Source organism: Microbacterium sp. NPDC055910 (assembly GCF_042271185.1).
Lineage (GTDB): Bacteria > Actinomycetota > Actinomycetes > Actinomycetales > Microbacteriaceae > Microbacterium.
Genome location: NZ_JBHJZS010000033.1, coordinates 1 through 13,738, shown reverse-complemented (window position 1 = coordinate 13,738; position 13,738 = coordinate 1). Strand labels below are relative to the sequence as shown.

Here is a 13,738-nt window from a genome sequence, read left to right as displayed (position 1 = left end):
GGAAAAGGAGGAGGATGGACGGGTGAGTTCTGCGAACGAAGGCACCGATCCGACGACGTTCTACACGCTGTGGGCGGTGTTCCGCCGCGACCCGCACCCCGCACCCGCCACGGGCTCCGGCTTCGCCGAGATCTCGGCGGGCGTACCCAGCCTGCGCGGCGTCTACGACGTCTCGGGCCTGCGCGCCGACGCCGATGTGATGCTGTGGCTCACCGGCGACACCGCCGACGGTCTGCAGGCCGACCTGCGCACGCTGCGCCGCTCGCTCGAGCTCTCGCCGCTGCTGCCGACGTGGAACGCGCTCGGCGTGCACCGCGACGCCGAGTTCAGCCGCGACCACTCACCCGCCTACGCGCGCGGCCTGCCGCCCAAGGGGTGGCTGACGGTGTACCCGTTCGTGCGCAGCTACGAGTGGTACCTGCTGCCGCCCGCCGAGCGCGGCGCGATGCTCGCCGACCACGGCCGCAAGGGCCGCGAGTACCCGGGCGTGCAGTCGAACACCGTCGCGAGCTTCGCGCTGGGCGACTACGAGTGGCTGCTCGGCCTCGAAGCCGACGATCCCATCGAGCTCGTCGACCTCATGCGGCACCTGCGGTTCACCGAAGCGCGCCGTCACGTGCGCGAAGAGGTGCCGTTCTTCACGGGTCGCCTCATCACACCCGATGAGCTGGGTGAGGTGCTCGCGTGACCGGGGCGACGTCGCCATGAGCGTGCTGCGGATCGGCACGCGCGCGAGCGCCCTCGCGATGACCCAAGCCGCGACCGTCGCCGATGCCCTCGGCGGCGAGCTCGTGCCGATCGTGTCCGAGGGTGACCGGTCCACGGCGTCGCTGTCGGCCCTGGGCGGCACGGGCGTCTTCGCGGCCGCGCTGCGCGAGGCGCTCCTGGCCGGCGAGATCGATGCCGTCGTGCACTCGTTCAAGGACCTTCCCACGAGCCCTCTCGAGGGACTGTCGATCGCCGCGGTGCCGAAGCGGGCGGATGCACGCGACGCACTGTGCGCCCGCGACGCCCTGACGCTGGACACCCTGCCCGAGGGGGCGAGGATCGGCACGGGGTCGCCCCGCCGCCGCGCGCAGCTCGCGAGGCGCCGACCCGACCTCGACCTCATCGACATCCGCGGCAACATCGACACGCGCCTGGGCCGGGTCGGCACCGATCTCGACGCCGTCGTGCTCGCCGCGGCGGGTCTCGGGCGGCTCGATCGGCTCGGGGTCGTGACCGAGCTGTTCGACCTCGACGGCTGGCCCACGGCCCCCGCACAGGGGGCGCTCGCGGTCGAGACCCGCGCGGGCGACGAGCGTCTCGCGGCGCGGGTCGACCACCGTCCGTCACGCGTCGCGGCCGAAGCGGAGCGGGGCGTGCTGGCCAGGCTCGAAGCGGGGTGCGCGGCTCCCGTCGGTGCCCACGCGTTCGTCGAGGACGGGATGCTGTTCCTCTCGGCGCGGGTCTACCGACCCGACGGCGGGGATCAGCTCACGAGTTCGCACGCCGCCTACATCGGCGACGTCACGGCGCTCGAGATCGCCCACCGCGTCGCCGATGAACTGCTCGCCGCGGGAGCCGCCGAACTGGCGCCCCTGCGTGCCCGTCTCTACGAGGACCCCCGATGAGCGCTTTCCCCTCCGTCCGCCCGCGCCGACTGCGCGCGAATGCGGCCTGGCGCCGGCTCGTGCAAGAGGCCCGCGTGAGCCCCGCACAGCTCGTGCTGCCGCTCTTCGTGCGGGAAGGAGCGAGCGAGCCCGTGCCGATCAGCTCGATGCCCGGCGTCGTGCAGCATTCGCTCGACTCGCTGAAGCGCGAACTGCACCGCGCCGCGACGGCGGGCATCGGCGGGATCATGCTCTTCGGCGTGCCCGAGCACAAGGACGCCGTCGGTTCGGGGGCGACCGACGACGACGGTATCCTCAACGTTGCCACGCGCGTCGCCGCCGCCGAGGTCGGCGACACGCTGGTCGTGCAGACGGACCTGTGCCTCGACGAGTTCACCGACCACGGCCACTGCGGCGTGCTGGATGACAACGGCCGCGTCGACAATGACGAGACCCTCGAGCGGTACCGCGACATGGCTCTCGCGCAGGCCGGCGCCGGATCGCGACTGCTGGGGCTGTCCGGCATGATGGACGGCCAGGTCGCTGCGGTGCGTGCCGTGCTCGACGGCGCCGGCCACGACGAGACGGCGATCCTCGCGTACGCCGCGAAGTACGCCTCGGCGTTCTACGGGCCCTTCCGCGAAGCGGTGCAGTCCACGCTCGTGGGGGACCGCCGCACCTACCAGCTCGACCCCGCGAACCGCCGCGAGGGGCTGCGCGAAGTCGATCTCGACATCGCCGAAGGCGCCGACATCGTCATGGTCAAGCCCGCCATGAGCTATCTCGACGTGCTGGCCGAAACGGCGGCATCGGCACCCGTGCCCGTCTGGGCGTACCAGGTGTCGGGGGAGTACGCCATGATCGAGGCGGCAGCCGCCCACGGCTGGATCGACCGCGCCCGCGCGATCGACGAATCGCTCGTCGGGATCGTGCGCGCCGGTGCCGACGCCGTCCTGACCTATTGGGCCATCGAGGCCGCCGAGAGGCTCTGCGCATGACGACGAACGACGACGCCGCAATCCGGGCACGGGCCGTCATCCCCGGTGGCGTGAACTCGCCCGTGCGCGCCTTCGGCTCGGTGGGCGGCACGCCCCTGTCGATCGTTCGCGCGAACGGGGCCACCGTGCGCGACGTCGCCGGCCGCGACTACGTCGACCTCGTCGCGTCGTGGGGCCCCGCGCTGCTCGGCCACGCGCACCCCCGGGTCGTCGCCGCCGTGCAGGAGGCGGCATCCCGAGGCCTGTCGTTCGGTGCCTCGACACCGGCCGAGACGGAGCTGGCCGAGCTCGTCATCGACCGGCTGCGCGTCGACGGCGTGCGCGGCATCGACCGCCTGCGGCTGGTCTCGACGGGCACCGAGGCGACCATGACCGCGATCCGCATCGCGCGCGGCGCGACCGGACGCGACGTCATCATCAAGTTCGCGGGGCACTACCACGGGCACTCCGACGGACTGCTGGCCGAATCCGGCTCCGGTGTCGCGACGCTCGGGCTGCCGGGCTCGGCGGGAGTGCCGGCCGACGTCGCGGCGCTCACGCTCGTGCTGCCCTACAACGACCGTGCCGCGATCGACGCGGCGTTCGCGGCGCACCCGGGTCGCATCGCGGCGATCATCACCGAGGCGGCCGGGGCCAACGCCGGCATCCTCGCGCCCGAGACCGGCTTCAACGCGTTCCTCAGCGAGACGGCGCACGCGAACGGCGCGCTGCTGATCCTCGACGAAGTGCTCACGGGCTTCCGCGTCGGACCGGCCGGCTGGTGGGGGCTGGAGCGCGCCGCGGGCGAGCAGTGGCGCCCCGACATCGTGACCTTCGGCAAGGTCATCGGCGGGGGGATGCCGCTGGCGGCGATCGGCGGCCGCACCGACCTGATGGAGCTGCTCGCGCCGCTCGGCCCCGTCTACCAGGCGGGCACCCTGAGCGGCAATCCGCTCGCCGTCGCGGCGGGCCTCGAGACGCTGCGTCTCGCGGATGCCGACGTCTACGACCGTGTCGACGGTGCCGCTCGCACGGTCTCGACGGCGCTCGGCGAGGCACTGGCCGCCGAAGGCGTCGCCCACGTCGTCTCGCACGCGGGCAGCCTCTTCTCGCTCGCGTTCCGCGCGGACCCCGTGCGCGACTACGACGACGCCCGCGCGCAGGAGGCGTGGCGCTATCCGCCGTTCTTCCACGCGATGCTCGCGGCGGGGATATCGCTGCCGCCGAGTGTGTTCGAGGCGTGGTTCCTCACGGCAGCCCACGACGATGCCGTGATCGAGCGGATCCTGGCGGCGCTGCCGGATGCCGCGCGGGCCGCGGCATCCGCGTCGCCACCCGCCCGCTGACGACCGCTTCAGGGAGCGCCCTCGAGCCCGTCAGATCCAGGTGGGCATCCAGTTGTGCAGGCGCCAGAAGTCGTACGGCACGGCGGTCGCCGTGACGATCGGGTACCAGAACGCCGCGACCACGAGCACGACGGCGAGGTAGACCCACACGACGCGCTGGCCCGAGCGTCGTCGGTAGCCGTCGGTGCTTCCCGCACCGGCGAGGTCGCGCAGCGCGAAGGTCAGAGCGAGCAGCAGGAACGGCAGGATCGCGACGGTGTAGAACTGGAAGATCGTGCGCTCGGGATACAGCAGCCAGGGCACGTACGTCACGGCGATGCCCGTCAGCACGAGCGCGATGCGCCAGTCCCGCGATACGGCGAAGCGCCACACGAGGTAGACCGCGGCGGCGACGGCGGCGTACCAGACGAGCGGGTTCGGCATGCTGTAGATGTTCTGCACGACCTGGTCGTCGTTCTGGAAGTACATCGACGTCGGACGCGTGAGCAGGGGCCACTGCCACGCGGGGCTCGCGTAGCCGTGGGCGCTCACGAGACCGACGTGGAAGCCGTAGATCTGCTCGTGGTACGCCCACAGATTCGCCAGGGCAGAGCCGATTCCGCCGCCGTTGGAGCCCTCGAGCGCACGGCGCCCGTAACCGCCGTCGGTTGTGAGCCAGCTCGTCCACGACGCCAGGTAGACGGCGGCGGCGACCGGGATGAACAGCACGAAGGTCACGACGCCCTGGCGGAAGGCGGCATCGGTCGGCCAGAAGATGACGCCGGCGCGGCGCCGGGCGAGCGCGTCGACGACGACGAGGTAGATGCCCAGGCCCGCCGCGACATACAGGCCCGACCACTTCACGGCGGTCGCGGCGCCGACGGCGGCGCCTGCCGCGATCACCCACGGCCGGTTCCACAGGACGGGCCCCCACGCGGGCGGGTCGTCGCCGTGGTCGCGTGCCGCGAGCGCCGCGGCGAACCGGGTCGCCGTACGCCGGTGGTCCCGCACGATGAACCAGAACGCGAGCAGAACGAAGAACGTCAGGATGCCGTCGAGCAGGGCGACCCGGCTCATCGCGATCGCCATGCCGTCGACCGCCATGAGAGCGGATGCCACGGTGGCGAAGGCGATCGATCCCGAGAGCGACTTCGCCACGAGGTACAGCACGAGCACGGTCGCGATGCCGAACACGGCCACGGCGATGCGCCAGCCGAAGGCCGACTCCGGGCCGAAGAGCGCCATGCCGGCGCCGATGAGGAACTTGCCGAGCGGTGGATGCACGACGAAGCTGCCCGACGTCAGGAAGACGTCGGTGTCGCCCGCGACGAAGCTCGCGTCGGCGTCGTCCGGCCAGGAGGCGGCATAGCCGAGGTTCCACTGCGTCCAGGCATCCTTGACGTAATAGGTCTCGTCGAAGATCAGGGTGCCGGGATGCCCGAGGTTCCACAGGCGCAGGATCGCCGCGACGAGCGTGACGAGGGCGGGTGCGAGCCAGCGCCACAACCGCGCCGTGCGCGGGACGGCGGACAGTCGCGACATCCAGCCGTCGTAGAGGGTGGGTCGCGCGAGCGGCGGCAGCGGCTCGGCGATCGACGTCACGGCGACCAGCCTATGCTGGCGGCGTGATCATCCTCGCGGCGACCCCCATCGGAAATCTGGGCGACGCGTCGCGGCGTCTCGTCGAGGCGCTCGAACAGGCGACGATCGTCGCGGCCGAGGACACCCGCACGACGCAGCGGCTGCTCGCGGCGCTCGGGATCGGCAACCGGCCGAAGCTCATCGCGCTGCACGACCACAACGAGAAGGAGCGCGCGCCCGAGATCGTCGAACTCGCCCGCGACCAGGACGTGCTCGTGCTGTCCGATGCCGGAATGCCCACGGTCTCCGACCCCGGCTACGGGCTCGTCGCCGCCGCCGCCGAGGCGGGGGTCGACGTCACCGCCATCCCCGGTCCGAGCGCCGTCGTCACGGCGCTCGCCGTCGCGGGCCTTCCGACCGACCGCTTCACGTTCGAGGGGTTCGTCGCACGCAAGCACGGCGAGCGGACGGCCGCGTTCACGGCGCTCGCGGGCGAACCGCGCACGATGGTGTTCTTCGACGCGCCGTCGCGAGCGGCCGCGACGCTGGCCGACATGGCGGCGACGTTCGGAGCAGACCGGCGGGCCGCCGTCTGCCGCGAACTGACGAAGTTGCACGAAGAGGTCGCGCGGGGGACGCTCGCCGAACTGGTCACGTGGGCCGAGCAGGGCGTGCGGGGCGAGCTCGTCATCGTCGTCGCCGGCGCCGCGGCGCGCGAGGTCCCGTTCGCCGACGCCGTGACGCACGTGCTCGACCTCGTCGCGGCGGGAACGCGCCTGAAGGATGCCGCGACCGAGGTCGCCGCGCACACGGGCCACTCGTCGCGGGAGCTCTACCAGGAAGCGCTCGCGCGGCGAGCGCGGCCGTCATAGCGCGAGGCGCGGCATCCAACCGGCCTAGAATCTCAAGGGTGACTTCCGGCCGCAGCTTCTACATCACGACGCCGATCTACTACCCGAGCGACGTGCCCCACATCGGCCACGGCTACACGACCGTGGCCGTCGACGCGCTCGCCCGCTGGCATCGCCAGGCGGGCGATGACACCTGGATGCTCACGGGCACCGACGAGCACGGCCAGAAGATGATGCGGGCCGCCGCCGCCAACGGGTCCACGCCCCAGGAGTGGGTCGACAAGCTCGTGAGCGAGTCGTGGTTCCCGCTGCTGGAGACCCTCGATGTCGCCAACGACGACTTCATCCGCACGACGCAGCCCCGCCACGAGGAGCGCGTCAAGCAGTTCGTGCAGGCCATCTACGACCGCGGGTACATCTACGCGGGCGAGTTCGAGGCGCTGTACTGCGTCGGCTGCGAGGAGTTCAAGACCGACGCCGAGATCGTCGAGGGCGAGGGGGCGTTCGAAGGGCTCAAGGTCTGCGCGATCCACTCCAAGCCGCTCGAGCTGCTGCAGGAGAAGAACTACTTCTTCAAGCTCAGCGAGTTCCAGGACCGGCTCATCGAGCTGTACAGCTCGGTGCCGGACTTCATCCGCCCCGAGTCCGCGCGCAACGAGGTCGTCTCGTTCGTCAAGAGCGGGCTCAAGGACCTCTCGATCTCGCGGTCGACGTTCGACTGGGGCATCACGGTGCCGTGGGACGAATCCCACGTCATCTACGTCTGGGTCGATGCCCTCCTCAACTACGCGACGGCCGTGGGATACGGCGACGACGCGTCGAACGGCTCGGGGTCGGCAGGCGAGTTCGCCCGGCGCTGGCCGGCATACCACGTCGTGGGCAAGGACATCCTGCGCTTCCACGCCGTCATCTGGCCGGCGATGCTCATGGCCGCCGGCGTCGATGTTCCCGCGGGCGTCTTCGCGCACGGCTGGCTGCTCGTCGGCGGCGAGAAGATGTCGAAGTCGAAGCTCACCGGCATCGCGCCGTCCGAGATCACCGACGTCTTCGGATCGGACGCCTACCGGTTCTACTTCCTCTCGGCGATCGCGTTCGGCCAGGACGGCTCGTTCTCGTGGGAGGATCTCTCGGCCCGCTACCAGGCCGAGCTCGCGAACGGCTTCGGCAACCTGGCATCGCGGACGACGGCCATGATCGAGCGGTACTTCGAGGGCATCGTGCCGCCGGCGGGTGAATACACCGAGCGCGATCTGCGCGTGCAGCAGATCGTGGCGGATGCCGCCACCGCGGCCGACGACGCGATCGAGCGGTTCCGCATCGACGAAGCCATCCACGCGATCTGGACGATCGTCGATGACCTCAACCTCTACATCACCGAGAACGAGCCGTGGGCGCTCGCGAAGGACGACGCTCAGCGCACGCGCCTGGGCACCGTGCTCTACACGGCCGCCGAGGGCCTGCGCGCCCTCGCGGTGCTGCTGTCGCCGGTCATGCCCGAAGCGACCGAGAAGCTGTGGGTCGCCCTGGGCGCCGGCGAGTCGCTCGGGCGCCTCATCGACCAGCCCATCCGCGAGGCGGGGCAGTGGGGGGCTCTGCGCGCCGGCACGAGCGTCAACGGCCTCGCGCCGCTGTTCCCCCGCATCGAGCAGAGCGCGTGAGTGACGTCGACCCGTCGCAGTACGTCCGCACGCGCTCGCAGGAGGGCCGCGGCGACGTGCGCTGGCCCGACGCGCCCGAGCCGCTGCCTGTCGCCGTCTACGACAACCACGCGCACCTCGAGATCGACGACGGCGACACGTCGCTGAGCCTCGACGAGCAGCTCGAGCGCGCCGCCCGGGTCGGCGTCGCCGGCGTCGTGCAGGCCGGTGGCGACATCGACTCGAGCCGCTGGTCGGCGTGGGCTGCGGCATCCCATCCTCGCGTGCTGGCGGCCGTCGCGATCCACCCCAACGAGGCTCCCGCCTACCGGGCGGCGGAACGACTGGACGAGGCGATCGCGGTCATCGACGAGCTCGCAGAGCAGCCGCGCGTGCGCGCCATCGGCGAGACGGGTCTCGACTTCTTCCGCACGGGCGACGAGGGACTGCCGGCGCAGTTCGAGAGCTTCGAGGCGCACATCGCCCTCGCGAAGAAGCACGACATCGCGATGCAGATCCACGACCGCGAGGCTCACGACGCCGTGCTCGAGACCCTCGCGAGGGTCGGCGCGCCCGAGCGCACGGTCTTCCACTGCTTCTCGGGCGACGCGGCGATGGCCGCGATCGCCGCCGAGAACGGGTACTACCTGTCCTTCGCGGGGAACGTGACGTTCAAGAACGCCCAGACCCTGCGGGATGCCCTGAAGGCGACCCCGCGCGAGCGGATCCTCGTCGAGACGGATGCACCGTTCCTGACGCCCGTGCCGCATCGCGGTCGTCCGAACGCGCCGTATCTCATCCCCGTCACGGTGCGATTCATGGCCGTCGAACTGGGCGTCGAACTCGACGAGCTCTGCGCGCAGCTGGCCGCGAACACGCTCGAGGTCTACGGGGCCTTCGAGGACTGATCCGGCTCCCCGTCGTCGAGGACGGGGCGGGACGCGGCGATGTGCGAGATCGACCGCCACACGACGGCCAGCGTGATCGCCGACCCGGCGAACGCGAACCACCACGGCGCCGTGAGGCCCCACCCCTGTGCCAGCAGGCCGCCGATCAGCTGGCCGATCACGAGCCCCCCGAACACGCCGACCATGTTGACCGAGGCGATGCGGCCCTGCAGGTGCAGCGGCACGAGTCGCTGGCGCACGGTCGTCGAGATCGTGCCCCACACGAACGCGTACGCGCCGAAGCCGAACATGAGCGCCAAGGCGACGACGGGCGAGGTCGTGAGGGCGAACGCGAGGTGCATGAGCACTTCGAGCGTCAGGCACACGCGCATGAGCGTCGCGAACGACACGTGCCGCTCGAGCCATCCGAAGCACAGGGTCGCGATGATGCCGCCGAGCGCCGACGCCGTCATGAGGGTTCCGAAGCCGACGGCGCCCATGCCGAGGTGCTCGGTCGCGTAGAGCACGAGGATGCCCCAGGGAGCTGCCCAGGTCACGTTGAAGACGAGGATGATGACGACGAGCGTGCGCACCGGCGGGTTGTCGCGCAGCCACGCGAGCCCTTCGCGGATCGGGCGGGGCTTCGCCTGGGGCGCCGGATGCTCCTTCGGCGGCACGGGCGTGCGCGCGATGCGCGAGATGAGCACGACGGCGAGGGACACGCACAGGATCTGGGTGAGGAAGGGCCAGAAGGAACCCGCCGCGAAGAGGAACGCGCCCAGGGGCGGCCCCGCGAGCTGATTGCCGACGAGGAACCCCGCCTGCAGCCGCGCATTGCCCGTGCCGAGGTCGACGGGGCGCACGAGCATCGGCAGCAGCGTCGCGCCCGCCGAGTCGGCGAACACTTCGGCCGTGCCGTAGAGGAACGCCGCCGCGAGCACGATCACCACCGTCACCTGGCCGGTGAGGAGGAACACGACCAGTCCCGTGACCACGACGGCGCGCGAGGCGTTGGCGATCATGACCAGTCGCCGTCGGTCATGATGATCGGCGACGGATCCCGCGAGCAGGCCGAAGAGCAGCCAGGGGAGGTACTGCATCATCGCTCCGGCGGCCACGAGCAGCGGCGACGACGTCAGCGATGCGATCAGGAGAGGGGATGCCGCCAGGGCGATCCCGTCGCCGAGGTTGCTCGTCCAGGACGAGGCGAGCAGCCACCGGAAATCCCTGCCGAGTCGGCGTGGTGCGATGAGTTCGCCGGGGGAAGGCATCCCGTCATCCTATGAGGGGCGCCGACCCCGGCGGTGGCCGAGTGCTACTCGGGGCGGGCCTCGTCGTCGAGTCGATTCTGCTCCGCAGCCTCGAGGCGCTCCTTCTCCTTCTGAGCGGCTTCGCGCTCTTCGCGGATCTGTTCGTGCGACTTGGAGTTGTTCGTCATGGCCCCGATCATAAGGGTGCGTGCGGCGGCGGCCGGTCGGCGAAGCCGCGCCCACCCGCGTGACTACAGTTGACGCATGTCCGTGACCCTGCTCGGTGCGTCCGAGATCCGCGCGCTCGCGGCCGAACTCGATGTCACCCCGACCAAGAAGCTGGGGCAGAACTTCGTCGTCGACGCCAACACCGTGCGCAAGATCGTGCACGTCGCGCGCGTCGCGGCGGGCGAGCGCGTCGTCGAGATCGGACCCGGTCTGGGCTCGCTGACCCTCGCGATCCTCGAGGCCGGTGCCGCCGTCACGGCCGTCGAGATCGACCACCGGCTCGCTGCGCGACTGGCCGACACCGCTCGCGCCCACGGTGTGCCCGCGGGTGCCCTGACGGTCGTGGACGCCGATGCGCTGCGGGTGACCGATCTGCCCGGCGACCCGACGGTGCTCGTCGCCAACCTGCCCTACAACGTGAGCGTGCCGGTCCTGCTGCACTTCCTCGAGACGTTCCCGGGGCTGCAGCGCGGCGTGGTCATGGTGCAGGCCGAAGTGGGGGAGCGGCTCGCGGCCGGCCCCGGATCGAAGATCTACGGCTCGCCCAGCGTCAAAGCGGCGTGGTGGGGAACGTGGCGGCTCGCCGGCACGGTGTCCCGCCACGTGTTCTGGCCCGTGCCGAACGTCGACAGCGTGCTCGTCGCCTTCGAACGCGACGCGGAGCCGCGCGGGACCGAGGACGAGCGTCGCCGCACGTTCAGCATCGTCGACGCCGCATTCCAGCAGCGCCGCAAGATGCTGCGCCAGGCGCTCTCCGGCGTGCTGGGTGGGTCGGCGGCCGAAGCCAGCGTCGTGCTCGAGGCTGCCGGCGTCGCCCCGACGGCGCGGGGCGAGAACCTCACGGTCGAGGACTACCTGCGCATCGCGCGCGTCGGTCGGTAGCCTGGATCCGTGACCGACGTGCATCCCCACCTCGCCCGCGGTGGCGACCGGCACCGTCCGTACGCGGCCGCCGCCGGCGGTGCACCTTTCGCGGCGGACGAGCTCGCGCGCATCGACGCCCTCGCTGCCGGCGGTCAGCGCGACCTGCGGCAGAAGGCGGAGGACACGTGACCCACGCATTCACGAGCGACCACGTGCGTGTGCGTGCTCCGGGCAAGCTCAACGTCTTCTTCGAGGTGGGGAGCGTGCAGGACGACGGGTATCACGACGTCGCGTCGGCGTACCAGGCCGTCTCGCTGTACGAAGACGTCGTCGCGTCGCACTCCGACGAATTCACCCTCTCGGTGTCGGGCTCCGTCGACGTCTCGGGTGTGCCGCTGGACGACCGCAATCTCGCGCTGCGGGCGGCACGACTCGTCGCGCAGAAGGCGGGTCACGCCGGCGGCGTGCACCTCGACATCGCCAAGCACGTGCCCGTCGCAGGAGGCATGGGCGGGGGCTCGGCCGATGCCGCGGCCGCGCTCGTCGCGTGCGACGCGCTGTGGGGCACCGACCTCGGCAGCACCGAGCTGCACCGGCTTGCGGCGAGGCTCGGCGCCGATGTGCCCTTCGCCCTGCTGGGCGGCACGGCGGTCGGCACGGGCCGGGGCGATCAGCTGAGCCCGGCGCTCGCGAAGGGCCGGTTCGACTGGGTCATCGTGCCGTCCGATGACGGCCTGTCCACGCCGAGCGTCTACGGGCATCTCGACGAACTGCGCACGCGCACCGGCATCCGACGCGTCGATCATGCCCCCGACGTCGCGCCCATCGTGCTGCAGGCGCTGCGCGCGGGCGACGCGGCGGCGTTGGCCGACGTGCTGCGCAACGACCTGCAGGCGGCCGCCCTCTCGCTGCGCCCCGACCTGCGCGAGCTTCTCGAGCTGGGGGAGTCGAGCGCGTCGGCGCTCGCCGGTATCGTGTCGGGGTCGGGACCGACGATCGCGTTTCTCACGCACGATGCCGAGTCCGCGCTCGACCTGCAGGTGACGCTGTCGGCCGCCGGTTACGAAGCTTTGCACGTGCACGGGCCGGTCGCCGGCGCGCGCATCATCCACGCCTGACCTCGATCGGGCCGCGAACAACAGAGGAGAACGCCCATGAGCCTGTCCGAAGACGCCCTCGTCACGGCGTTCCGTGAGGGTGCGGTGGATTCCGCATCGGCCGAACGGCTCGCCGCGAACGGACTGGACTACCGCCGGGTCGGCGTCGACTCCGATGCCTTCGCGCCGTGGCTGCAGGTCGTGCGACGCGGGTTCCAGGACGGCGAGCGCACCGACGACCAGATCGCGGCGATCCGCGAGCGCAGCGGGTACCGGCGCCTGACGGGCGTCTACGATCCGACGACGCCCATGGCGGACGCACCCGTCGGCACGATCGCGTCGTGGGTCGGAGACCTCGCGGTGCCCGGTGGTGGCGGCATCCCGTCGTGCGCCATCTCGGCCGTGACGGTCTCGCCGACGCACCGTCGCCGGGGGATCGCGCGGGCCATGCTCGAGGGCGAGCTGCGCGCCGCGAGGGATGCCGGTCTGCCCATGGCGATGCTCACGGTGAGCGAGTCCACGCTCTACGGTCGCTACGGCTTCGCGCCGGCGGCGATGAGCGCGTCGTGGCGGATCGAGACGGCGCGCGCCGGGTGGATCGGTCCGCGCCCGGATGGGCGAGTCGACTTCGTCTCGCGTGAGCGTGCCCGCGAGCTCATGCCCGTCGTGCACGAGCGGGCGCGGCTGCGCGTTGCGGGCGAGATCGACGTGCCGGCATCGCACTGGGACGCCTTCGCCGGCACACGCCCCGATGCCGACAAGCCCGGCGACAAGCGTGCCGTGCAGTACACCGACGCGACCGGCGAGGTGCGCGGAGTCGCGGTCTACGCGCTGCGCGAGAACCACGACGACTTCACGAAGGCGACGGCGTCGGTGCACTACCTCGTCGCCGACGGCGACGACGCGTACGCCGCGCTGTGGCGGTTCCTGCTCGAGCTCGACCTCGTGGCCGAGGTGCGTGCCGAGGAGCTGTCGGTCGACGAGCCGCTGCGGTGGATGATCAGCGACCAGCGCGCCGCGACCGTGACGGTCAACGACCACCAGTACGTGCGCATCCTCGACGTCGCGACGGCGTTGGAGGCGCGGCGGTATGCGGTGCCCGGCCGGGTCGTGCTCGATGTGACCGACCCGCTCGACGTCGCCGGCGGGCGACACCTGCTCGATGTCGCCGCCGACGGCACGGCGCGGGTGTCGCGCATCTCCGGCGAGGGGCCGGCCGACGCCGTCACGGTCGCTCTCGGGGCGGCCGAGCTGGCAGCGGTCTACCTCGGCGGCGTCTCGCTGGTGACGCTCGCCGCCGCCGGACGCGTCGTGTCCTCGGACGCGCTTCGCGCCGCCGCCATCCTCTCGTGGCCCATCGCCCCCCGCCTGTCGTTCTGGTACTGACCCCGTCCGCCCAGACCGCTACCCGCGAGACTGCAACCGACGGCCGAGACTGCGGGTGAACCC

Annotated in this window: 14 protein-coding genes; 11 read left to right on the top strand and 3 right to left on the bottom strand. The window is 71.6% G+C overall.

From position 1 onward, the window contains the following. Window positions 1–22: 22 nt before the first annotated feature. Genes hemQ through ACFC3F_RS12460 form a run of 4 tightly spaced genes read left to right on the top strand, consistent with a single transcriptional unit; the run spans window position 23 to window position 3,915 of the window. Window positions 23–688: a hydrogen peroxide-dependent heme synthase gene (gene hemQ, locus ACFC3F_RS12475; protein ID WP_376130079.1), complete on the top strand. Its 666-nt coding sequence runs from the start codon at window positions 23–25 to the stop codon at window positions 686–688. Beyond that, window positions 663–1,613: a hydroxymethylbilane synthase gene (gene hemC / locus ACFC3F_RS12470; protein ID WP_376130076.1), complete on the top strand. Its 951-nt coding sequence runs from the start codon at window positions 663–665 to the stop codon at window positions 1,611–1,613. Before hemQ ends, hemC begins: the two co-directional genes overlap by 26 nt. After that, on the top strand, window positions 1,610–2,590 hold the full coding sequence (gene hemB, locus ACFC3F_RS12465) for a porphobilinogen synthase (protein ID WP_376130074.1): 981 nt from the start codon (window positions 1,610–1,612) through the stop codon (window positions 2,588–2,590). The genes hemC and hemB overlap by 4 nt, the downstream gene beginning before the upstream one ends. Beyond that, window positions 2,587–3,915: a glutamate-1-semialdehyde 2,1-aminomutase gene (locus ACFC3F_RS12460; protein WP_376130071.1), complete on the top strand. Its 1,329-nt coding sequence runs from the start codon at window positions 2,587–2,589 to the stop codon at window positions 3,913–3,915. Before hemB ends, ACFC3F_RS12460 begins: the two co-directional genes overlap by 4 nt. Before the next feature lie 30 nt (window positions 3,916–3,945). Here the strand turns inward: ACFC3F_RS12460 and ACFC3F_RS12455 are convergent, their stop codons facing one another. After that, window positions 3,946–5,496, bottom strand: coding sequence for a dolichyl-phosphate-mannose--protein mannosyltransferase (locus tag ACFC3F_RS12455; RefSeq protein ID WP_376130068.1), 1,551 nt, complete (start codon window positions 5,494–5,496; stop codon window positions 3,946–3,948). 23 nt (window positions 5,497–5,519) lie between these two features. Between ACFC3F_RS12455 and rsmI the strand changes: the two genes are divergently transcribed. From rsmI to ACFC3F_RS12440, 3 genes are read left to right on the top strand one after another with little or no spacing between them, the layout of a single operon-like run. Further along, window positions 5,520–6,347 (top strand): 16S rRNA (cytidine(1402)-2'-O)-methyltransferase, encoded by an 828-nt coding sequence (gene rsmI / locus ACFC3F_RS12450; RefSeq protein WP_376130065.1) that lies wholly within the window; start codon window positions 5,520–5,522, stop codon window positions 6,345–6,347. 38 nt (window positions 6,348–6,385) lie between these two features. After that, window positions 6,386–7,984, top strand: a complete 1,599-nt coding sequence (metG, locus tag ACFC3F_RS12445) for a methionine--tRNA ligase (RefSeq protein ID WP_376130062.1) — start codon at window positions 6,386–6,388, stop codon at window positions 7,982–7,984. Further along, on the top strand, window positions 7,981–8,871 hold the full coding sequence (locus ACFC3F_RS12440; protein WP_376130059.1) for a TatD family hydrolase: 891 nt from the start codon (window positions 7,981–7,983) through the stop codon (window positions 8,869–8,871). Before metG ends, ACFC3F_RS12440 begins: the two co-directional genes overlap by 4 nt. On the opposite strand, the gene ACFC3F_RS12435 is transcribed toward ACFC3F_RS12440, so the two are convergent. Both ACFC3F_RS12435 and ACFC3F_RS12430 read right to left on the bottom strand, forming a co-directional pair. Further along, the gene (locus ACFC3F_RS12435) at window positions 8,850–10,121 is read right to left on the bottom strand and encodes an MFS transporter (protein ID WP_376130056.1); all 1,272 of its coding nucleotides are present in this window, start codon (window positions 10,119–10,121) and stop codon (window positions 8,850–8,852) included. The two genes, ACFC3F_RS12440 and ACFC3F_RS12435, sit on opposite strands and share 22 nt — an antisense overlap. Before the next feature lie 44 nt (window positions 10,122–10,165). Then, window positions 10,166–10,288: a hypothetical protein gene (locus ACFC3F_RS12430; protein WP_376130053.1), complete on the bottom strand. Its 123-nt coding sequence runs from the start codon at window positions 10,286–10,288 to the stop codon at window positions 10,166–10,168. A 76-nt stretch (window positions 10,289–10,364) separates the two neighbouring features. Here ACFC3F_RS12430 and rsmA point away from each other — a divergent pair, with 76 nt between their 5' ends. Genes rsmA through ACFC3F_RS12410 form a run of 4 tightly spaced genes read left to right on the top strand, consistent with a single transcriptional unit; the run spans window position 10,365 to window position 13,675 of the window. Then, entirely contained in the window at window positions 10,365–11,210 is an 846-nt protein-coding gene (gene rsmA / locus ACFC3F_RS12425) for a 16S rRNA (adenine(1518)-N(6)/adenine(1519)-N(6))-dimethyltransferase RsmA (protein WP_376130050.1), read from the top strand. Between the two features lie 9 nt (window positions 11,211–11,219). Next, window positions 11,220–11,381 carry a hypothetical protein gene (locus tag ACFC3F_RS12420; RefSeq protein WP_376130047.1) on the top strand — a complete coding sequence of 54 codons (162 nt, stop codon included), beginning with the start codon at window positions 11,220–11,222 and terminating at the stop codon, window positions 11,379–11,381. Further along, the gene (locus ACFC3F_RS12415) at window positions 11,378–12,310 is read left to right on the top strand and encodes a 4-(cytidine 5'-diphospho)-2-C-methyl-D-erythritol kinase (RefSeq protein ID WP_376130045.1); all 933 of its coding nucleotides are present in this window, start codon (window positions 11,378–11,380) and stop codon (window positions 12,308–12,310) included. Before ACFC3F_RS12420 ends, ACFC3F_RS12415 begins: the two co-directional genes overlap by 4 nt. Window positions 12,311–12,346: 36 nt before the next feature. Continuing rightward, entirely contained in the window at window positions 12,347–13,675 is a 1,329-nt protein-coding gene (locus ACFC3F_RS12410) for a GNAT family N-acetyltransferase (protein WP_376130043.1), read from the top strand. The last annotated feature ends 63 nt before the right edge of the window (window positions 13,676–13,738 follow it).

Bases quoted from the DNA above. Each gene is read 5' to 3' on its own strand.
- hemC (WP_376130076.1), top strand. From the start codon at position 663: ATGAGCTGGGTGAGGTGCTCGCGTGACCGGGGCGACGTCGCCATGAGC.
- hemB (WP_376130074.1), top strand. From the start codon at position 1,610: ATGAGCGCTTTCCCCTCCGTCCGCCCGCGCCGACTGCGCGCGAATGCG.
- ACFC3F_RS12460 (WP_376130071.1), top strand. From the start codon at position 2,587: ATGACGACGAACGACGACGCCGCAATCCGGGCACGGGCCGTCATCCCC.
- ACFC3F_RS12435 (WP_376130056.1), bottom strand. From the start codon at position 10,121: ATGCCTTCCCCCGGCGAACTCATCGCACCACGCCGACTCGGCAGGGAT.
- ACFC3F_RS12430 (WP_376130053.1), bottom strand. From the start codon at position 10,288: ATGACGAACAACTCCAAGTCGCACGAACAGATCCGCGAAGAGCGCGAA.
- rsmA (WP_376130050.1), top strand. From the start codon at position 10,365: ATGTCCGTGACCCTGCTCGGTGCGTCCGAGATCCGCGCGCTCGCGGCC.
- ACFC3F_RS12410 (WP_376130043.1), top strand. From the start codon at position 12,347: ATGAGCCTGTCCGAAGACGCCCTCGTCACGGCGTTCCGTGAGGGTGCG.